Raw genomic sequence first — 19,711 nt, 5'->3', positions numbered from 1 at the left:
GCGTCAGTCCAGGTAGCCGCGGAGCTGGTCCGCGTAGGCGTGGTCGCGGAGTCTGGAGAGGGTCTTGGACTCGATCTGGCGGATGCGCTCGCGGGTCACGCCGAAGATGCGGCCGATCTCCTCCAGGGTGCGCGGGCGGCCGTCGGCCAGTCCGTAGCGCAGCTGGACGACCTTGCGTTCGCGCTCGTTGAGGGTGGAGAGCACCGCCTCCAGGTGCTCGCGCAGCAGCAGGAAGGCCGCGGACTCCACGGGGGACGCGGCGTCGCCGTCCTCGATCAGATCGCCCAGGGAGACGTCGTCCTCCTCCCCCACGGGGGCGTGCAGGGAGATGGGTTCCTGGGCCAGGCGCAGCACCTCGCCGACGCGTTCCGGGGTGAGGTCGAGCTGGGCGGCGACCTCCTCGGCCGTCGGTTCGTAGCCGCGTTCCTGGAGCATGCGGCGCTGGACACGGACGACCCGGTTGATGAGTTCGACCACGTGGACGGGGACCCGTATGGTCCGCGCCTGGTCGGCGAGGGCGCGGGACATGGCCTGGCGGATCCACCAGGTCGCGTACGTGGAGAACTTGTAGCCGCGGGCGTAGTCGAACTTCTCGACCGCCCTGATCAGGCCGAGATTGCCCTCCTGGACCAGGTCGAGCATGGTGAGCCCGCGTCCGACATAGCGTTTGGCGACGGAGACCACGAGCCGGAGGTTGGCCTCGATGAGGCGGCGTTTGGCCGTCCGGCCCATGACGACGAGCCGGTCCAGGTCGACGGCGAGGCGGGTGTCGGGGTCGGGGGTGCGGGCCAGGCGTTCCTCGGCGAAGAGGCCGGCCTCGACGCGGCGGGCCAGTTCCACCTCGTCGGCGGCGGTGAGCAGCGGGATGCGGCCGATCTCGCGGAGGTACTGGCGGAACAGGTCGGAGGAGGGCCCTGCGGTCTCCGGCCGGGCCCGGGGCTCCGGCGGTTCGGGGAGCCCGGAGTCCTCCATGGCGGCCTCGGGCGGTTCGGACGGCTCGGCGGGCTCCGGCGAGTCCGAGTCCGGTACCTCAGCGGCGGCCTCCGGCGGGTCCAGGTCCGGGTCCGGTACCTCAGCGGCGGGCTCCGGCGAGTCCGAGTCCGGTACCTCAGCGGCGGGCTCCGGCGGGTCCGGGTCCGGGTCCGGCACCTCAGCGGCGGGCTCCGGCGGGTCCGGGTCCGGGTCCGGCACCTCGGCGGCCGGCGGCGGGGCCGCGTCCGGCATTTCGGCGGGCTCCGGCGGGTCCGGGTCCGGGCGGGCGGCTCGGACCGGCGGGGGGTCCACCGCTGTCTCGGGGTGGCGCGCGGCCCGGTTCTGCGCGGGGAGGGCCGGGACATGCCCGGTTTGGGTCACGGTCCGGGTCTGCACGGGGGCGACCTCCAGGTGATCGCTGCCGGACCGCGGGACGGGGGCCACCGCTCGGTGGGCCGGCCGCGTTCCGATGACTCCTGCACCGCTCCCCAGTGTGGGGTACGACACACAGCCACCACGAGGGGCGTGCGGGCACTTTCTGGGGGCGGGGCGGGCCGTCAGAGCGCGGCGGCGCCGTGGCTGCGCAGCGACTGGGCGTACTGCTGGAGGACCCAGACCTCGTTCTGCGCGGCGGCCAGGTGGTCGGGGGCGACATTGCTGCCGAGGCGCGCCAGGCTGCCCTGGACGTCGGCGATGCGGCGGTCGACGGCGCGCAGCCGGACCTTGACCAGGTGCTCGCCGGCGTAGGTCTCGTCGATGGACTTGCCGTGGAAGACCTCGACGGCCAGCTCCGTGATCAGCTTGCGGACCGATTCGTTGGGGGTCGCGTCGAGCACCCGGACCAGGTATTCGCGGTTGTCGGCGAGGCCCGACTCGGCGCCGCCGGCCTCCGCGACGCACTCGCGCACGGCGGCGTAGGGCGGGGCGGTGAACTCGTCGGCCCCGTAGGCGTCGAAGGCGGGCGAGACCAGCTCGGGCCGTTGCAGGGCGAGCTTGAGCAGCTCGCGCTCGGTGCGGTGGGCGGGGCTGCGGAGGTTGAGCGCGGGGCCGGAGTGGGCCACCGGGGCCGGGGCCTCCTGGTGGCGCGGACCGCCGCGCCCCGTGGACGCGGGGCCGCGCCGGTCGCCGCCGCGTCCGCGGGCCCACTGGGCGAGCTGGTTGACCCGGTGGACGACGTACTCCTGGTCCAGGATGCCGACGAGGCCGGCCAGCTGGACGGCGACCTCGCGCTGCATGCTGCCCGTCTTGATCTTGGCGACGACGGGGGCGGCCTCGTCCAGGGCGGCGGCCCGGCCGGCCGGGGTCTCCAGGTCGTAGCGGGCGACGATCTGGCGCAGGGCGAACTCGAAGAGCGGGGTGCGCGGCTCGACCAGGTCGCGGACGGCGTCGTCGCCCTTGGCCAGGCGCAGATCGCACGGGTCCATGTTGTCCGGGGCGATCGCGATGTAGGTCTCGGCGGCGAACTTCTGGTCGTCCTCGAAGGCGCGCAGGGCGGCCTTCTGGCCGGCCGCGTCCCCGTCGAAGGTGAAGATCACGCGGGCGCTGCCGTTGTCCATGAGCAGCCGGCGCAGGATCTTGATGTGGTCGCCGCCGAAGGCGGTGCCGCAGGTGGCGATGGCGGTGGTGATCCCGGCGAGGTGGCAGGCCATCACGTCGGTGTAGCCCTCGACGACGACGGCCCTGCTGGACTTGGCGATGTCCTTCTTGGCCAGGTCGATGCCGTACAGCACCTGGGACTTCTTGTAGATCGGGGTCTCGGGGGTGTTGAGGTACTTCGGCCCGTTGTCGTCGTCGCGCAGCTTGCGGGCGCCGAAGCCGACGATGTCGCCGGAGGTGTCGCTGATGGGCCACATCAGCCGGCCCCGGAAGCGGTCGATGGGGCCGCGCCGGCCGTCCTGGGAGAGGCCGGAGGTGATCAGCTCGCGGTCGCTGAAGCCCTTGCCGCGCAGGAAGCGGGTGAGGTGGTCCCAGCCGGCCGGGCTGTAGCCGATGCCGAAATGGGCGGCGGCGGCCTGGTCGAAGCCGCGCTCGGCGAGGAACTTCCGACCGATCTCGGCCTCGGGGCCCTCCAGCTGCTGGACGTAGAACGCGGCGGCCGCCTTGTGCGCCTCGACCAGGCGGATCCGCTCGCCGCGCTGGTGGGAGGGGTTGTAGCCGCCCTCCTCGTACCGCAGGGTGATCCCGGCCTTGGCGGCCAGCCGCTCGACGACCTCGGTGAAGGTGAGGTGGTCGATCTTCTGGACGAAGGCGATCGTGTCGCCGCCCTCCTGGCAGCCGAAGCAGTGGAAGAGGCCCTTGCTCGGACTGACCTGGAAGGAGGGGGACTTCTCGTCGTGGAAGGGGCACAGTCCCTTGAGGTTGCCCCCGCCCGCGTTGCGCAGCTGGAGGTACTCGGACACGACGGCGTCGATCGGGACCGCGTCCCGCACCGCCTTCACATCGTCGTCATTGATCCTGCCTGCCACGAGTGAAGTCTACGGGTGGGGTCGGACGGTCCGGCCGCCGCCGGGTGCGATCCGGCCCCGGGCCCCGTCCCCGCCGGCCGGGGCGCGGGCGGGGCCCGGGGCCGGGGCGGATCCGGCTCAGACCAGTGATTCCAGGGGCACCGAGGGGTCGGCCAGGGCGTCCGGGTCGACCGGGCTGCCCACCCTGATCAGCTGCTGGACGGTCTCGGTGACGTCCCACACGTTCACGTTCATCCCGGCGAGCACCTTGCGGTCCTTCAGCCAGAACGCGATGAACTCGCGCTTGCCCGCGTCGCCCCGGATCACCACCTGGTCGTAGGAGCCGGGCGGGGCCCAGCCGGAGTACTCCAGGCCGAGGTCGTACTGGTCGGAGAAGAAGTACGGCACCCGGTCGTAGGAGACCTCCTGGCCCAGCATCGCGCGGGCCGCCGCCGGGCCGCTGTTCAGCGCGTTGGCCCAGTGCTCGACGCGGAGCCGGGCGCCGAGCAGCGGATGGGCCACGTTGGCGACGTCGCCGGCCGCGTAGATGTGCGGGTCGCTGGTGCGCAGCGAGGCGTCCACGGCGATCCCGCCGCCTTGTTCGCGCGGGGCGACGGCCAGGCCCGCGGCCTCGGCGAGCGCGGCGCGCGGGGCGGCGCCGATCGCGGCGAGGACGTCGTGGGCGGGGTGTTCCTCGCCGTCGTCGGTGCGGACCGCGAGGACCATGCCGTCCTGGCCGACGATCTCGGTGAGCCGGCCGCCGAAGTGGAAGCGGACGCCGTGGTCGCTGTGCAGTTCGGTGAAGATCTGGCCGAGTTCGGGTCCGATGACGCGGTGCAGCGGGGTCGGCTCCGGTTCCACGACGGTGACCTCGGCGCCGTAGCCCCGGGCCGCCGCCGCGACCTCCAGTCCGATCCAGCCGGCTCCGGCGATCACCAGGTGCCCGTTGTCCCGGCCGAGGGCGGCCAGCACGTGGCGCAGCCGGTCGGCGTGGGCGAGGCGGCGCAGGTGGTGGACGCCGGCCAGGTCCGTGCCGGGGATGTCGAGGCGGCGCGGTTCCGCGCCGGTGGCCAGGAGCAGCTTGTCGTAGCGGACGACGGTGCCGTCGCCCAGTTCCACGGAGCGGGCCTCGCGGTTCAGCGCGGTGACCGGCTGGCCGAGGTGCAGTTCGACCTCGGCACCCGCGTACCAGCCCGTCTCGTGGACGAAGACGCTGTCGCGGTCCTCCTTCCCGGCCAGGTAGCCCTTGGACAGCGGCGGGCGTTCGTAGGGGTGGTCCCGCTCGTCGCCGATCAGGATGACCCGGCCGCTGAACCCCTCCGCCCTGAGCGTCTCGGCGGCCTTCGCCCCGGCCAGCCCTCCGCCCACGATCACGAACGTCCGATGTGCGTCAACCACTTGATGCCTCCTCGGTGCTTGCTGCGCGGCGCCAACTGCGAGCGTCCCGCACGCAGCGTAATGGCGAAAGGGGGTGTGACCCGATCAGGTCACGCCCAGTGGTCGCCCCGGGTCCGGCGGACCCGCCGCCGCGCCTTTCGACGAGAACGCAAAGGTGTCCGCAGGGCGGGCGGAGAGGACCGGGATCCGGCTACCGTGAGGGTCCGGCCGGTGCGCACCTCACTCGCGGCGCGCCGGGCGGTGTGTACGTGGAGCGCTCGGGGGACGCATGTTACGTATCCACTTCACCAGCGAGGACCTGACCAGGCTGCGCGTGGCCGGGGGTCCCGATCCCATGTGGGAGCTGGTGCTGTCGCTGCACCTGCTCCAGAACCGGCAGGCGGCGCTGGTCTTCGACCCGTGGCGCCGGGAGGTCCGCGCGGGGCTCGCGCGGGCCGGACTGACCGACACGGTGGCGGACCTGGCCCGGCTCTGCCCGTTCGCCACGTACTTCCCGGACTTCCTGACCCCGGGGCAGGGCGTCACGGAGCTGGAGACCGGGATCGACCGGGTGCTGTCGACCCCGGTCCCCCGGCTGGCCGGCGAGGTGTCCCAGCTGTACGGGCCGGGCCGGATGCCCTCGGGGGCGCGGCGGCTGGCCGAGGGCGACCGGGGCGCGCTGGGCCGGCTCGGGGACGCGCTGCGCCGCTATTACGCGGTGGCGGTCGCCCCGTACGCCGGGGTGATCCGGGCGGCGGTGGAGGCGGACCGGCCGGTCCGGGCGCAGGCGGCGCTGGACCGGGGCAGCGACGGGCTGCTCGCGACCTATCAGCCGGATCTGACCTGGCGGGACGAGAACCGGGTGCTGGAGGCGCCGTATCCGGTGGCGAGCGAGAAGTGGCTGGACGGGCGGGCGCTGACGCTGATCCCGGCGTTCTTCTGCGTCCGTCATCCGGTGGCGCTGGCCGATCCGGGGCTGGACCAGGTCCTCGTCCATCCGCTGACCCCCCGGCCGGGCTGGCTGGAGCGGGCCGGGGCGGACGGGGACGAGCGGGGGGACGCGGTCCGGCCGGCGGTGGCGCAGTTGGTCGGGCACACCCGGGCGGCGGTGCTGGAGGTGCTGGAGCGGCCGATGAGCACGACGCAGCTGGGCGCGGTGCTGCGGCTGGCGCTGTCGACGGCGAGCCGGCACGCCTCGGTGCTGCGGGAGGCGGGGCTGGTCGTGTCGGAGCGGCGCGGGCCCTCGGTGGTGCACCGGCGGACGCCACTGGGCGACGCGCTGATGGACGGGGTGTGTCCGGCACCCGCCGCCGGGGCGTCCCGGCGGGAGGCGCGGGCGGCGGTGCCCGCCGGGCAGGTCAGCGGGGGCGGGTGGTGAGGGTGCGGTGCAGGGTGCGGGCCGAGGCGTCGGTGAGCGCGGCGATCTGGTCGACCAGGACGCGTTTGCGGGCCCGGTCGTCCGGGGCGGACTCGTAGAGGGCGCGCAGCTGCGGTTCCAGGCCCTCGGGGGCGCGGGCGGTCAGCGCCGCCGCCAGTTCGGCGATGACGATGCGCTGGTCGGCGCGGATCGCCTCCTGTTCGGCGCGCTGCATCACATAGCGGTCGGCGACCGCCTTGAGGACGGCGCATTCGTTGCGGGTCTCGCGGGGGACGACGAGCGCGGCCCCGTAGCGGGTGAGCCGTCCGCCGCCGTAGGTCTGGCGGGTGGCGCTCTCGGCGGCCAGGCAGAAGCGGCCGATGAGCTGGCTGGTGGCGTCCTTCAGCCGGGCCTGGGCGACGGCCGAGCCGTCGTAGCCGTGCGGCCACCACTCCTGGTCCATGAGCCGGTCCAGGGCCTCGGCCAGTTCGGCCGGGTCGGTGCCGGCGGGGACGTACCGTCCGACGGCGACGTCCCAGATCGCGCGGCGTTCGGGCTCGGCGTCCAGGCAGTTGGGGTCGATGTGTCCGGCGTGCAGCCCGTCCTCGAAGTCGTGGACGGAGTAGGCGACGTCGTCGGACCAGTCCATGACCTGGGCCTCGAAGCAGGTGCGGTCCTCGGGGGCGCCCTCGCGGAACCAGCGGAAGACGGGCAGGTCGTCCTCGTAGACGCCGAACTTCGGTGAGCCGGGGGCGGTGGGGTGGGCGCCCCGGGGCCAGGGGTACTTGGTCGCGGCGTCGAGTGCGGCGCGGGTGAGGTTGAGGCCGACGCTGACGAGGTCTCCGGTGCGGGTGTCGGGCACGAAGCGCTTGGGTTCCAGGCGGGTGAGCAGCCGCAGCGACTGGGCGTTGCCCTCGAAGCCGCCGCAGTCGGAGGCGAAGTCGTTCAGCGCCTGTTCGCCGTTGTGGCCGAAGGGCGGGTGTCCCATGTCGTGGGAGAGGCAGGCGGCCTCGACGAGGTCGGGGTCGCAGCCGAGCGCGGCGCCGAGTTCCCGGCCGACCTGGGCGCATTCCAGGGAGTGGGTGAGCCGGGTGCGGGGGCTGGCGTCCCAGACGTGGCTGCGGGTGCCGGGGGCGACGACCTGGGTCTTCCCGGCCAGCCGGCGCAGCGCGGCGGAGTGCAGCACCCGGGCGCGGTCGCGCTGGAAGGCGGTGCGGCCGGGCCGTTTGTCCGGCTCGGGGTCCCAGCGCTCGGCGTCGGCCGGGCCGTAGGGCGCGGTGCCGTGGTCCTGTCTGCCGGCTGTGGGGTGTGTGGGCTGGGTGCCGTCCATGGCATCGACAGTAATCCGCGCCTCTGACGAACGGGCCGCGACGGCGGCCGTACGGCTCAGGCGGGGGCCGGGAGGCGGGCGGGCGCCGGGGCGCGGTGGTCCCGCCCGGGGCCGGGCTGCCACGGGTCCGGTTCCGTAAGGGCGCGGTCGTAGCGGTGGAGCAGCAGCCGGGCCATCGCCGGATGCGCGCCGAGCGGTTCGGCGGCGATCCAGGGCGCCCGCTCGGCCGCGGCGGAGGCGAAGCGTCCGGGGGCGGTGAAGTACGAGGCGACGGCAATGCGGCGGTGGCCCCGGGCGGCGAGCGCGCGCAGGGCGGCCGGGACGGTGGGCGCGGCGGCGGAGGCGTACGCGGGTACGACGGGCACTCCGCCGAGCCGTTCGGCCAGCAGGTGGGCGGTGCGGCGGGTGTCGGCGGCGGACTCGGGGGCGCGGGAGCCGGCGGCGGCCAGCACCACGGCGCTGTTGCGGTTGCCGTCGTCCGAGGTCCGCCAGCCCGCCTCGGTGAGCCGCCCGTGGAGCGCCTCGACCAGCAGGGGGTGCGGCCCGAGCGGGGCGGCGCGGCGGGTGCGCACGGCGGGCGCGGCCTCGGCGGCGCGCGGGATGTCGTGCGTGACGTGGTGGCCCCGGCCCAGCAGCAGCGGGACGAGGACGGCCTCGCCGCCCCGGAGCCCGGCCAGGGTGTCGGGCAGCAGCGGGGCGTTCAGCTCGATGTGGCCGAGCCGGACGTCGAGCCCGGGGCGCAGTTCCCGCACCCGGTCCAGCAGCCGGGTCACGGTGTGCAGGGCCCGGGGGTCGCGGCTGCCGTGGGCGACGGCCACGAGGGCGGGGGCGCGGGGCGGCAGTGGGTGCGGCCGGGTACGGGGCGCGGGGCGCGGGCCCTGCGGCGCGACGCGGCCGAGTGCGGCACCGAGCTCGGCGCCGATGCGCGTGAGCAGGTGCGCAGTGCTGTCGAGGGGCGGGGGCTCCGGGGCTGCCGAGGGGTTCATGGACCGAGGGTGCCGGGCGTGGGTTGCCGTCGCGTTGCGTGCCGGTCACGGGAGCTTTCGGACCGCCTCACGGGGCGCTCCGGACCGCCGTCAGCCCCGGGGCGTGTCCGGGGGGTGTCCGGGGCGTCCCGTCGTACGCCCGGAGGGCGTCGCGGGGCGGGCGCGGGCGTCCGGACCGGCCCGGGTCGTCAGATCGTGAAGAGGCGTTCGATGACCTCGGCGACGCCGTCCGCCTCGTTGCTGGCGGTGTGGACGGGGACGGCGGCGAGGACGGTCGGGTGGGCGTTGGCCATGGCGTAGCCGGTGCCCGCCCAGGTGAGGACGGTGAGGTCGTTGGGCATGTCGCCGAAGGCGATGACCTCGGCGGCGGTGATGCCCCGGGCCGTGCAGAGGAGGTCCAGGGTGCCGGCCTTGGTCACGCCCGGGGCGCTGATCTCCAGGAGTCCCCGGCCGCCCGAGTGGGTCAGCTGCACCTCGTCGCCGGTGCCGCGCCGGGCCGCGGCGAGCAGGGTGTCGGCGTCGAGCCGGTCGGACCAGGCGAGCAGTTTGGTGACGGGCGCCTCGGTCAGCCAGAGGTCGGCGAGGGAGGGGACGGGGAGTTCGGCGCCGGCGTCCTCGGACAGCCGCAGCCGGTAGGCGGGTTCGTACAGGACGTGGTTGCCGGTCTCCAGGGCGAAGCCCACCTCGGGCAGTGCGGCGGCGAGCGCGTCGGCCACCCGGCGGGCGAGGGGCAGGGGCAGGACGCGGGAGGAGACGATCGTGCGCGTGGCGATGTCGTAGACGAGGGCGCCGTTGCTGCACACGGCCGTGCCGGTGAGGCCGGTGGCCTCGGCGAGCCGGTCGACGAAGCGGGGTGGCCGGGCGGTGACGATGACGATCTCCGTGCCGGCCTCCTCCGCCGTGCGCAGGGCGCGCAGCGTGCGGGGCGACACGGTGCCGTCGCCGCGCAGGAGCGTGCCGTCGAGATCCGAGGCGATCAGTCGTGGGAACACCATCGGGTGATGCTATCGGCGGCCGGGGCCGGAGAACCCTTTCGGCCGTCAGTTCGTCCGTCACTGGGGGGTGGTGCGGCGGAGCGCCGCCCCGGTGACGAGGGGACGGTGCCGGATGCGGTGGAGGCCACGGGGCGGCCGGGCGGTGCGGGAGCGGCTGCGGGGGGCCGGGGCGCGGGTGCGTGGGGCGGCCGTGCGGTGCGTGCCGCGGACCCGGCGCGGGCGGCGGCGGGCCGTTCAGGGGGTGGTGGCCGCGTGTGTGCTGGCGCTGGCCCCGGCCACCTGGCTGCGTCTGGCCGCCGAGGGGCGGACCGGGACGGCGGCCGAGGCGCCGGCCCGGGACGTGGCGGTGGTGTTCGGCGCGGGGCTGTGGGACGGGAAGCCGTCCCCGTATCTGGCGCGGCGGCTCTCGGCGGCGGCCGGGCTGTACCGGGAGGGCAAGGTGCGGGTCGTGCTGGTGACCGGTGACAACAGCCGGGCGGAGTACGACGAGCCGGACGCGATGCGCGCCTATCTGGTGGCCCGGGGCGTGCCGGATGCCCGCGTGGTCAGCGATTTCGCGGGCTTCGACACCTGGGACTCCTGCGTCCGGGCGAAGAAGATCTTCGGGGTCGACCGGGCGGTCCTGGTGAGCCAGCGCTTCCACATCCGGCGGGCGACGGCGCTGTGCCGGGCGGCGGGGATCGACGCGTACGGCGTCGGCGTCGACGACGTCCATGACGCGACCTGGTACTACGGCGGGACGCGCGAGGTGTTCGCCGCCGGGAAGGCGGCGCTGGACGCGCTGTTCGCGCCGGACCCCCACTTCCTGGGGCCGAAGGAGCCGGGGGTCCGCGAGGCGCTGGCGGGGGCCGCCGCCCGGTGAGGGCGCCGGCGGCGGCCCGGGTCAGAGCGAGGTGACCGGTGCCGTCTCGGCGGAGACCCAGCCCAGGTAGCGGGCGCTGCCCCGGACCACCGGGAGCGCGATGACCTCCGGGGTGTCGTAGTCGTGTACGCGCTCGATGTGGGCCTCCAGCTCCTCGTACCGTTCGGCCGTCGTCTTGAGGAAGAGCTGCCACTCCTCGGCGGTCTCGATGCCGTTCTCCCAGCGGTAGACGGAGGTGACGGGCCCGGAGATCTGGACGCAGGCGGCGAGCCGGGCCTCCACCACGCCCTGGGCGAGCGTCCGGGCCTTCTGCTCGCTGTCCGTGGTGGTGAGCACGGTCAGCCAGGTGGACGGGGTCTGGGTCACGGTCGGTCTCTCCTCGGTCCGGGCGGCGGGTCCGTCTCGATTGTCGGTCCTGCCGCCCGGATCCGCGGCTCAGGCGGCGTACGGGTGGGCGGTCCTGGCCTCCTTCAGGGCCCGGCCCCACCACAGCAGTTGGTCCAGGAGCGACTTGGCGGCGGCCTCGGGGACGGCCGGGTCGCGGTGGCGGCCCTCGTCGTCGAAGAGGGCGCCGGCGTTGTGGAAGGAGACGGTGTCGCGGATCGAGACGCTGTGCAGTTCGGCGAAGACCTGGCGCAGGTGCTCGACCGCGCGCAGACCGCCGGAGATGCCCCCGTAGGAGACGAACGCCACCGGCTTGGCCTGCCATTCGGCGCGGTGCCAGTCGATGAGGTTCTTGAGCGGGGCGGGGTAGGAGTGGTTGTACTCGGGGGTGACGACGACGAAGGCGTCGGCGTCCGCCAGCCGGGTCGAGACCTCCGCGAGCAGCGCCCGGTCCTCGGGCCCGGGGCCGTAGGAGAGGGCGGTCGGCAGGTTCAGTTCGGCGACGTCGAGCAGATCGGTCGTGAGGCCGGGATGCTCCTCGGTACGGGAGAGGAACCAGTCGGCGACGACGGGGGCGAAGCGCCCCTCGCGGTTGCTGGCGAGGATGACCGCGACTTTCAGCGGGCCGGTCGGGGATGCGTCGTTGGCCGGGTTTCCGGCTGTGGTGAGGTCCATGCCGAGAGGTTCGTACATCAAGTTCGGTTGAGGTCAAGCGGCGGCTCGCGGTGCGCCGGAGGCGCGGTGCCTCGCCGCCTTTTCCGGGTGTGCGTACGCCGCCTACGGTGGGCGCCATGACGACTCCCTCCGCCCCGCTCCCCTACGCCGAGTTCGACGGGCGGCCCGCCACCGAGGACGATCTGCGGGCGATGGCCTTCGCCGGGTTCGGGCACTTCACCGCCATGCAGGTCAGGGGCGGCCGGGTGCGCGGGCTCGCCCTGCATCTGGAGCGCCTGGACTCCGCGCACCGGGAGCTGTTCGGGCTGCCCCTGGAGGGCGACCGGGTGCGGGAGCTGGTCCGGCGGGCGATGAAGGGCGCGGGGGCGGTGGATGCCTCGGTGCGGGTGTACGGGCTGCGGGCGCCGGACGGGGCCGGGGCGCTGCCGGTGGTCACGGTGCGCGGACCGGCGCGGATGGCACCGGAGCCCACGAGCCTTCTGCCGGTGCCGTACGCGCGCACCGCGCCGCACCTCAAGCGGGCCGGCGACTTCGGGCAGGTCCACTCCGGGCTGCTGGCCCGCCGGGCCGGGTTCGACGACGCGCTGCTGACCCTGCCGGACGGCGAGGTGACCGAGGGCGCGATCACCAACATCGGATTCTGGGACGGCACCTCGGTGGTGTGGCCGCAGGCCCCCGCGCTGCTGGGCATCACGATGGCGCTGCTGGAGCGGGGGCTGCCGGGCGCGGGCGTTCCCTCGGTGCGCCGGTCCGTGACCGTGGAGGGGCTGGGCGGCTGCCGCGCGGCGTTCGTCACCAACTCGCAGGGCATGGCGCCGGTCGCCCGGATCGGGACGGCCCGGTTCGCCGTCGACGAGGAGCTGATGGGCCGGCTGGCGGCGGTGTACGAGGCGGTCCCGGCGGACGAGATCTGAGGGCCGCGCCCCGGTAAGGGCCGCCCGGCCCGCTCCGACGATCCGCCCCCACCGGGCCCAGGGGGGGTGGGCCCGGTGGGGGCGGTGGCCGGGGGCGGCGGTGTCGCACCGTCCCGTGGGGGGTGTGCTTCATGTGCCCGCCCGCGGCCGGGTCATGCGCGTCGGCGGGAACGTTTTCTTCGCGGCGGCCGTCACCCGATCGGCACCCGCTGCCGGACCGGCCGCCCCATGGCCCGGATTCACCGCTGTGACCTGCGGTCATGCCGGTTGGCAAGGAAGCGGCGCCGGTCCGGTCGGGTGAAAGCTGACCCGGTGTCAGCGCGCGTCGGCGGCGGGGCGGCGGTTGGCTCGGAGCAGGACACACCAGCCCGCGCCGTCCCGCTCGGAGGAACTCCTCATGCGCCGTCCTGCCCGCCTCGTGACCGGCACCGCCGCCGCCGCCCTCACCGCCGCCGCGCTCGGCCTGGGTGCCGCCGCCCCGTCCGCGTACGGGGAGCCGGCCGCGTCCCTGGAGTTCACCCCGGCGAGCGCCGCCCCGGGTGCCGTGGTCACGGTGAACACCTCGGCGTGCGGCGGCGACACGGCCGCCACCGGGGACGCGAAGGCCCTGGACGCACCGGAGTTCCCGCTGGCACCGGCCACGCTCCAGGAGGTGCTGGCCGGGACGTTCACCATTCCGGGCAACGCCGAGCCGGGGCCGTACCGCATCGGCGTGGACTGCGCGAACGGCAAGCGGGCCACCGGCGAGATCGAGGTGCGGGCGGCCGGCACCCCGTCCAAGGACTCCCCCGGCGCGGCGCGGTCCGCCGGGGACCGGCCCGGCGAGGACGCGGCCGGCCAGGGCGCGACGGACCGCGCGCCCGGGTCCGGGGACGCGGCGGACGACGCCTCCGGGAGCGGTCTGCCCTCCGACGCGTACGGCACCGAGCCGTCGGCCGGGCTCGACGAGGCCGAGGCTGAGGGTTCGGCGCTGGTGCCGGACGCCCCGGACGCCGCCGGCCTGTCCTCGTCCGAGGACTGGGCGAGCCCGTCGCAGCCCCCGAGCGCGCCCGGTCGCGCGAGTTCCTCCCCCGGCCGCGACGACACGTCCTCCGGCCACGAGACCCCGGCCGGCCGCCACCCCTCGGCCGAGCCCACCGCCCCCACGGGGCACGTGAGGACCGGTGTCGGCGGCAGCGTCGGCCCGGACACCACCCAGATCGCGGCGGGAGCCGGCGTTCTCGCCGCGACCGCCGTCGGCGGAGCCTGGCTCCTGCGTCGCCGGGCGAGCGGCACGCGGGACGGCTGACGGAGACTTCCACCTCTCCGTGACCGCCCGGTCCCGTCCCGGTGGCCCCGCGCCACCGGGACGGGCCCCTCTCCCCCGTCCGGCACTCGTCTCCCGGAGGACGACCGTGTCCCAGAAGGCCAAGGGCTGGCTGCTCGTCGTCGCGGCGCTGGCCGGTCTCTGGCTGATCCGCAACGGGGCCGGCACCCAGCTGACGCCGCCCGCCCCGGCCGCCGCCGACGCGTTCGCCGCCGGCCCCGGGCTGCTGCCCGGCTCCCCGGTCGCGGCCCCGCTGAAGCCCTCCGCGCCGGTGCGCATCAGGATCCCCGCGATCCGGGTGGACGCCCCGATGATGCGGCTCGGGCTCGGCCCTGACGGCAGCCTCGACGTCCCTCCGGCCGGGAACACCGACATCGTCGGCTGGTACAAGGACGGCACCCCGCCCGGCGCCAAGGGCACCGCGATCGTCGCCGGCCACGTCGACAACGCCGACGGGCCCTCGGTCTTCTACGACCTGGGCGCGATGAAGAAGGGCAGCGCCATCGAGGTGCTGCGCCAGGACGGCCGCACCGCCGTCTTCACGCTCGACGCGATCGAGGTGTACGAGAACGAGGACTTCCCCGACCGGCGGGTCTACGGAGCCTCGGAGCACGCCTCGCTGCGGCTGATCACCTGCGGCGGCGGCTTCTCGTCCGCGACGGGCTACCGGGGGAACGTCGTGGCGTACGCCCATCTCACCGGGGTGCGCTGACCGGACCGCCCGGGGCCGTGCCGCTCAGGCGTGCCACTGGTCGAAGGCGAGCTTCGCGACCAGGGAGAACACGACGACCAGCAGCACGCCCCGGACGAACTCGCTGCCCCGGCTGAGCGCCATCCGCGCCCCGAGCAGCCCGCCCGCCAGGTTGAACACGGCCATCAGGGCGGCCAGCTGCCACAGCACGTTGCCCTGGTAGGCGAACATCGCGAGGGCGCCGCCGTTGGTGCAGACGTTGACGATCTTGGCGGTGGCGGAGGCCGTCACCAGATCGAGGTGGAGCACCGCGGTCAGCGCCAGCACCAGGAAGGTCCCGGTGCCGGGCCCGAAGAGCCCGTCGTACAGTCCGATCCCGCCGCCGACCAGGACGATCGCGGTGACGGTGCGGGCCCGGGTGACCTTCGGAGCCGTACCGTCGCCGGAGGCCCGGCCGAACTGGGGCCGCAGCATCACGAACGCGGCGACCGCCAGCAGCACCACCATGATCACCGGGCGCAGCACCTCACTGCTGATCCCGGCGGCGAAGAAGGCCCCGGTCATCGAGCCGGCCAGGGCGGCCAGACCGATCCGGACGGCGGTGCCGACGCGGACCGGCGCCTTGCGGGCGTAGGTGACGGCGGCGCCCGAGGTGCCGACGATGGCGACGGCCTTGTTGGTGCCGAGGACCTGGGCGGCCGGCAGGTGCGGCAGGCCGAGCAGCAGTGCCGGCAGCAGGAGCAGCCCGCCGCCCCCGACCACGGCGTCGATCCAGCCGGCCGCGGCCGCGGCGAGGCACAGCACGACCAGGGTGGTCAGGGTGATGTCAGGCATGTCGGCGACTGTATGGAAGGGGCATGTATCGCGTCCAACCGTGGGCGAAAGCTTGAGCTACATCTGAGCCCGGGGCGGACCGCGCAGGCCGAAGGCCCCTCCCCCGGCCCTCACAGACGGCGGTCCGGGGCGCTGAGCGCACGGTTCCTCCCGGGAAACAGCGGGGATCCGGCCGGGTAACACCCTCCCGGCACGCTTCCTGGCATGAGGACACGGACGTGGTGTCCGCCGAGCGACGACGGAGGCCCTTGAGATGCCGGAGTCCCCTTCCCCGACCGACCGAACCTCCACCGCGACGCCCGTGCCGACGATCGTGGTCGTCGGGCACGGCATGGTCGGCCAGCGCTTCCTGGAGTCCCTCGCCGAGCGCGGGCTGACGGCCGCCGAGGGCACCGCCCGGGTCGTCGTGCTCTGCGAGGAGCCCCGCCCCGCCTACGACCGGGTGCGGCTGACCTCGTACTTCGCGGGGCGGACCCCCGAGGAGCTGTCGCTGGTCGAGGACGGCTTCATGGAGCGGCACGGCTTCGAGCTGCGGACCGGCGATCCGGCGGTGTCCGTGGACCGGGCGGCGCGCACGGTCACCGCGCGGTCCGGGGAGGTCCTCGCGTACGACACGCTGGTGCTGGCCACCGGCTCGTACCCGTTCGTCCCGCCGGTCCCCGGCAGGGACGGCACGGGCTGCTTCGTCTACCGCACGATCGAGGACCTGCTCGCGATCGAGGCGTACGCGAGAACGGCGACGACCGGCGCGGTGGTCGGCGGCGGACTGCTCGGGCTGGAGGCGGCGGGCGCCCTGAAGGGCCTGGGGCTGGAGACCCATGTGGTGGAGTTCGCGCCCCGGCTGATGCCGGTCCAGGTCGACGAGGGCGGCGGCGCGGCGCTGCTGCGCACCATCGAGGAGATGGGGCTGACCGTCCACACGGGGGTCGGCACCCAGGAGGTCCTGACCGGCGAGGACGGCGCGGTGACCGGGATGGCGCTCTCGGACGGCTCCGCTCTCGCCACGGACCTGGTGGTGTTCTCGGCCGGGGTCCGCCCCCGCGACCGGCTGGCCCGGGAGTGCGGGCTGGAGGTCGGGGAGCGCGGCGGCATCGTCGTCGACGAGGCGTGCCGCACCTCCGACCCGGCGGTCTTCGCGATCGGCGAGTGCGCGCTGGCCGCCGACGGCCGGGTGTACGGGCTGGTGGCGCCGGGCTACGAGATGGCGCGGACGGCCGCCGAGGTGATCGCGGGCGAGGAGGCCGCGTTCACGGGCGCCGATCTCTCGACGAAGCTGAAGCTGCTCGGGGTGGACGTGGCGTCCTTCGGCGACGCGCACGGCACCGCCGAGGACTGCCTCGACGTGGTGTACGCCGACGCCCGCTCGGGCGTCTACAAGAAGCTCGTCATCGGCCGGGACGGCACGCTGCTGGGCGGGGTGCTGGTCGGGGACGCCGAGCAGTACGGCACACTGCGCCCGCTGACCGGGACGGTGCCGCCGGTCGCCCCGGAACACCTCGTCCTGCCCGCCGGGGCCGGCGCCCCGGTCGCCCTCGGCCCGTCCGCGCTGCCCGACGAGGCGGTGATCTGCTCCTGCCACAACGTCACCAAGGGCGCGATCCGCGCGCACACCGCCCTGCCCGAGGTGAAGAAGTGCACCAAGGCGGGCACCGGCTGCGGCAGTTGCGTCAAGGTGATCGGCCAGTTGCTGCCGCAGAGCCGGGACCGGGGGCTGTGCGGCTGCTTCGCGTACACCAGGAGCGAGCTGTACGAGATCGTCCGCACCCTCGGGATCACCTCGTACGCGGAACTGCTGGACTCGCACGGGCGGGAGGAGGCGCGCGGCGGCGACGGCTGCGAGATCTGCAAGCCGGCGGTCGGCTCGGTGATCGCCTCACTGGCCCCCACGGTCGGCGCCAGCGGCTATGTCCTGGACGGCGAGCAGGCCGCGCTCCAGGACACCAACGACCACTTCCTCGCCAACCTCCAGCGCAACGGCTCGTACTCGATCGTGCCGCGCATCCCCGGCGGGGAGATCACCCCGGAGAAGCTGATCGTGATCGGCGAGGTGGCCCGCGACTTCGGGCTCTACACGAAGATCACCGGGGGCCAGCGGATCGACCTGTTCGGCGCCCGGGTGGACCAGTTGCCGCTGATCTGGACGCGGCTCGTCGACGCGGGCTTCGAATCGGGGCACGCGTACGGGAAGTCGCTGCGGACGGTCAAGTCCTGTGTGGGGCAGACCTGGTGCCGCTACGGCGTCCAGGACTCCGTGAAGATGGCGATCGACCTGGAGCTGCGCTATCGGGGCCTGCGCTCCCCGCACAAGCTGAAGTCGGCGGTCTCCGGGTGCGCCCGGGAGTGCGCGGAGGCGCGCGGCAAGGACTTCGGGATCATCGCCACCGCCGGGGGCTGGAACCTGTACGTGGGCGGCAACGGCGGCGCGACCCCGCGCCACGCCGATCTGCTCGCCCAGGACCTGTCCGACGCCGAACTGGTGCGGCTGATCGACCGCTTCCTGATGTTCTACATCCGCACCGCGGACCGGCTGGAGCGCACCTCGGCCTGGCTGGAGCGCATCGAGGGCGGCCTGGAGCACGTCCGGGACGTCGTCGTGCACGACTCGCTCGGGCTCTGCGACGAGCTGGAGCGGATGATGGCCGACCACGTCCGCGGCTACCGCGACGAGTGGGCCGAGACCATCAACGACCCGGAGCGGCTGCGCCGCTTCGTCACCTTCGTCAACGCGCCCGACGCGCCCGACCCGTCGGTGAGGTTCGTCCCCGAGCGCGACCAGGTCAAGCCCGATCTGGACATCCTCGCGGGCCCCGTCCTCGCCGTCCGCACCCTCGAAGGGACCCCCTCCTGATGACGACAGAGACGATGACCCCGCGGACGACGGCCCCGCGGCCGGAGCGGGCGGCGAACGGGGCCGTGCGGCTCGCGGCCGGGGACGGCTGGCTCACGGTGTGCGACCGCTCGGTGCTGACGCCCGGCCGGGGGGTCGCGGTCCTGCTGCCGGACGGCCGGCAGGTGGCGCTGTTCCTGGACCGGGCGGGGCGGGCGTATGCGATCGACAACCGCGACCCGTTCACCGGGGCGTACGTCCTCTCGCGCGGGCTGGTCGGCTCGGCGGGCGGACAGCCCTTCGTCGCCTCGCCGCTGCTGAAGCAGCGCTTCGACCTGGCGACGGGGGCCTGCCTGGACGACGACGAGGTGTCCGTCCCGGTCTTCGAGGTCCGCGCGGACTGAACGCGGCGCGTTCACCGCGCGTTGCCGCTCCGTCAACCGCGTCCCTCTACTGTCCTGACGTTCGACCCGCCGGCCGACCGGACCGGCGGGCCCTCACTCACCCGTGGAGTGATCGTGGAACGTCGGACCTTCCTTCGCACCGCCGTGATCGGCGGCTCGTCCGCGGCCTTCGGCGGCACCCTGTGGCGGGGTGCCGCCTTCGCCGGTCCCGCCCAGCCGGCCACCGGCCCGTACGGCGCGCTCCAGGCGGCCAACGGCAACGGAATCCTGCTGCCGGCCGGCTTCACCAGCAGGATCGTCGCCCGCTCGGGGCAGACCGTCCCCGGCACCTCGTACGCCTGGCACAGCGCGCCCGACGGGGGCGCCACGTTCGCCGACGGCAGCGGCTGGATCTACGTCTCCAACGCCGAGGTCTCCTCCGGCAGCGGCGGCGGGGCGAGCGCGGTGCGCTTCAACGCCTCCGGTACGGTCACCTCCGCCTACCGGATCCTGTCCGGCACGAACAACAACTGCGCGGGCGGTCGCACCTCGTGGAACACCTGGCTGTCCTGCGAGGAGGTCAGCCGCGGCTTCGTCTACGAGACCGACCCGTGGGGGGTGAACGCGGCCGTGCAGCGCCCGGCGCTGGGGCGCTTCAAGCACGAGGCCGCGGCGGTCGACCCGGACCACGGATACGTCTACCTCACCGAGGACGAGACGGACGGCCGCTTCTACCGCTTCCGCCCCACGACCTGGGGCGACCTGTCCGCCGGCACGCTCCAGGTGCTGGTGGCGGGGACCGGCACCTCGGGCCCGGTGACCTGGTCGACGGTCCCCGACCCGGACGGCTCGCCCACCCAGACCCGCTACCAGGTCGCGGGCGCCAAGGTGTTCAACGGCGGTGAGGGCTGCTTCTACGCGGCGGGCACCTGCTGGTTCACCACGAAGGGCGACAACCGGGTGTGGGCGTACGACGCGAACGCGTCCAGCCTCTCGCTCGCCTACGACGACTCGCTGGTCACGGGCGGCAGCGCCCCGCTGACGGGCGTCGACAACGTCACCCGGTCGGCCTCGGGCGATCTGTACGTCGCCGAGGACGGCGGGAACATGGAGATCTGCCTGATCACCCCGGACGACACGGTCGCCCCGTTCCTGCGGATCAGCGGCCAGTCGGGCTCGGAGATCACCGGCCCGGCCTTCTCCCCGGACGGCAGCAGGCTCTACTTCTCCTCGCAGCGCGGGACCAGCGGCAGTTCGTCCGGCGGCATCACCTACGAGGTCACGGGGCCGTTCCGCGGCTGAGCGCCCGAACCCCGGCCGCGCGGCGTCCGCACCCGCGCCCCGCCCCAAGGAGGACCGCACGCGGGGGCCGGG

General features: G+C 74.6%; 17 protein-coding genes. 8 read left to right on the top strand and 9 right to left on the bottom strand.

Annotated features, from left to right (window positions below; all coding sequences use genetic code 11):
• Window positions 1-3: 3 nt before the first annotated feature.
• The 3 genes from ACWCXC_RS36130 to ACWCXC_RS36120 all read right to left on the bottom strand — a co-directional run bounded on the left by ACWCXC_RS36130 (window position 4) and on the right by ACWCXC_RS36120 (window position 4,814).
• The gene (locus tag ACWCXC_RS36130; protein WP_450891698.1) at window positions 4-1,368 is read right to left on the bottom strand and encodes an RNA polymerase sigma factor; all 1,365 of its coding nucleotides are present in this window, start codon (window positions 1,366-1,368) and stop codon (window positions 4-6) included.
• 161 nt (window positions 1,369-1,529) lie between these two features.
• Window positions 1,530-3,437: a DNA primase gene (gene dnaG, locus ACWCXC_RS36125; protein ID WP_450683955.1), complete on the bottom strand. Its 1,908-nt coding sequence runs from the start codon at window positions 3,435-3,437 to the stop codon at window positions 1,530-1,532.
• Between the two features lie 117 nt (window positions 3,438-3,554).
• Window positions 3,555-4,814: an NAD(P)/FAD-dependent oxidoreductase gene (locus tag ACWCXC_RS36120; RefSeq protein ID WP_450683954.1), complete on the bottom strand. Its 1,260-nt coding sequence runs from the start codon at window positions 4,812-4,814 to the stop codon at window positions 3,555-3,557.
• Between the two features lie 268 nt (window positions 4,815-5,082).
• Between ACWCXC_RS36120 and ACWCXC_RS36115 the strand changes: the two genes are divergently transcribed.
• Window positions 5,083-6,171 carry an ArsR/SmtB family transcription factor gene (locus tag ACWCXC_RS36115; RefSeq protein WP_450891697.1) on the top strand — a complete coding sequence of 363 codons (1,089 nt, stop codon included), beginning with the start codon at window positions 5,083-5,085 and terminating at the stop codon, window positions 6,169-6,171.
• On the opposite strand, the gene ACWCXC_RS36110 is transcribed toward ACWCXC_RS36115, so the two are convergent.
• From ACWCXC_RS36110 to ACWCXC_RS36100, 3 genes are all read right to left on the bottom strand, one after another.
• A complete protein-coding gene (locus ACWCXC_RS36110; protein ID WP_450683952.1) occupies window positions 6,152-7,480 on the bottom strand; it encodes a deoxyguanosinetriphosphate triphosphohydrolase in 1,329 nt (442 codons plus the stop codon). The two genes, ACWCXC_RS36115 and ACWCXC_RS36110, sit on opposite strands and share 20 nt — an antisense overlap.
• 56 nt (window positions 7,481-7,536) lie before the next feature.
• A complete protein-coding gene (locus tag ACWCXC_RS36105) occupies window positions 7,537-8,466 on the bottom strand; it encodes a sirohydrochlorin chelatase (protein WP_450891696.1) in 930 nt (309 codons plus the stop codon).
• Window positions 8,467-8,654: 188 nt separating this feature from the next.
• Entirely contained in the window at window positions 8,655-9,446 is a 792-nt protein-coding gene (locus ACWCXC_RS36100) for a Cof-type HAD-IIB family hydrolase (protein ID WP_450683977.1), read from the bottom strand.
• Between the two features lie 127 nt (window positions 9,447-9,573).
• Here ACWCXC_RS36100 and ACWCXC_RS36095 point away from each other — a divergent pair, with 127 nt between their 5' ends.
• The gene (locus ACWCXC_RS36095; protein WP_450683950.1) at window positions 9,574-10,323 is read left to right on the top strand and encodes a SanA/YdcF family protein; all 750 of its coding nucleotides are present in this window, start codon (window positions 9,574-9,576) and stop codon (window positions 10,321-10,323) included.
• 21 nt (window positions 10,324-10,344) lie between these two features.
• Here the strand turns inward: ACWCXC_RS36095 and cutA are convergent, their stop codons facing one another.
• Both cutA and ACWCXC_RS36085 read right to left on the bottom strand, forming a co-directional pair.
• Window positions 10,345-10,689: a divalent-cation tolerance protein CutA gene (gene cutA, locus ACWCXC_RS36090; RefSeq protein WP_450683949.1), complete on the bottom strand. Its 345-nt coding sequence runs from the start codon at window positions 10,687-10,689 to the stop codon at window positions 10,345-10,347.
• 69 nt (window positions 10,690-10,758) lie between these two features.
• Complete coding sequence (locus tag ACWCXC_RS36085; protein WP_450891695.1) at window positions 10,759-11,382, bottom strand: NADPH-dependent FMN reductase; 624 nt, start codon at window positions 11,380-11,382, stop codon at window positions 10,759-10,761.
• Between the two features lie 116 nt (window positions 11,383-11,498).
• Here ACWCXC_RS36085 and ACWCXC_RS36080 point away from each other — a divergent pair, with 116 nt between their 5' ends.
• From ACWCXC_RS36080 to ACWCXC_RS36070, 3 genes are all read left to right on the top strand, one after another.
• Window positions 11,499-12,296 (top strand): aminotransferase class IV, encoded by a 798-nt coding sequence (locus ACWCXC_RS36080; RefSeq protein ID WP_450683947.1) that lies wholly within the window; start codon window positions 11,499-11,501, stop codon window positions 12,294-12,296.
• Between the two features lie 397 nt (window positions 12,297-12,693).
• Window positions 12,694-13,584 (top strand): hypothetical protein, encoded by an 891-nt coding sequence (locus tag ACWCXC_RS36075; RefSeq protein ID WP_450891694.1) that lies wholly within the window; start codon window positions 12,694-12,696, stop codon window positions 13,582-13,584.
• 106 nt (window positions 13,585-13,690) lie between these two features.
• Complete coding sequence (locus ACWCXC_RS36070) at window positions 13,691-14,314, top strand: class F sortase (protein ID WP_450683945.1); 624 nt, start codon at window positions 13,691-13,693, stop codon at window positions 14,312-14,314.
• Between the two features lie 24 nt (window positions 14,315-14,338).
• On the opposite strand, the gene ACWCXC_RS36065 is transcribed toward ACWCXC_RS36070, so the two are convergent.
• Complete coding sequence (locus tag ACWCXC_RS36065; protein ID WP_450683944.1) at window positions 14,339-15,127, bottom strand: sulfite exporter TauE/SafE family protein; 789 nt, start codon at window positions 15,125-15,127, stop codon at window positions 14,339-14,341.
• A 253-nt stretch (window positions 15,128-15,380) separates the two neighbouring features.
• Here ACWCXC_RS36065 and nirB point away from each other — a divergent pair, with 253 nt between their 5' ends.
• The 3 genes from nirB to ACWCXC_RS36050 all read left to right on the top strand — a co-directional run bounded on the left by nirB (window position 15,381) and on the right by ACWCXC_RS36050 (window position 19,639).
• Window positions 15,381-17,975, top strand: a complete 2,595-nt coding sequence (gene nirB, locus ACWCXC_RS36060) for a nitrite reductase large subunit NirB (RefSeq protein WP_450891693.1) — start codon at window positions 15,381-15,383, stop codon at window positions 17,973-17,975.
• 14 nt (window positions 17,976-17,989) lie between these two features.
• Window positions 17,990-18,358 (top strand): nitrite reductase small subunit NirD, encoded by a 369-nt coding sequence (gene nirD, locus ACWCXC_RS36055; protein WP_450891701.1) that lies wholly within the window; start codon window positions 17,990-17,992, stop codon window positions 18,356-18,358.
• Between the two features lie 114 nt (window positions 18,359-18,472).
• Complete coding sequence (locus tag ACWCXC_RS36050; protein ID WP_450683941.1) at window positions 18,473-19,639, top strand: alkaline phosphatase PhoX; 1,167 nt, start codon at window positions 18,473-18,475, stop codon at window positions 19,637-19,639.
• Window positions 19,640-19,711: the final 72 nt, after the last annotated feature.

Source organism: Streptomyces sp. NPDC001515 (assembly GCF_053597115.1).
The sequence above is the reverse complement of the archived record's forward strand: the minus strand, read 5'-3'. Positions and strand labels throughout refer to the sequence as shown.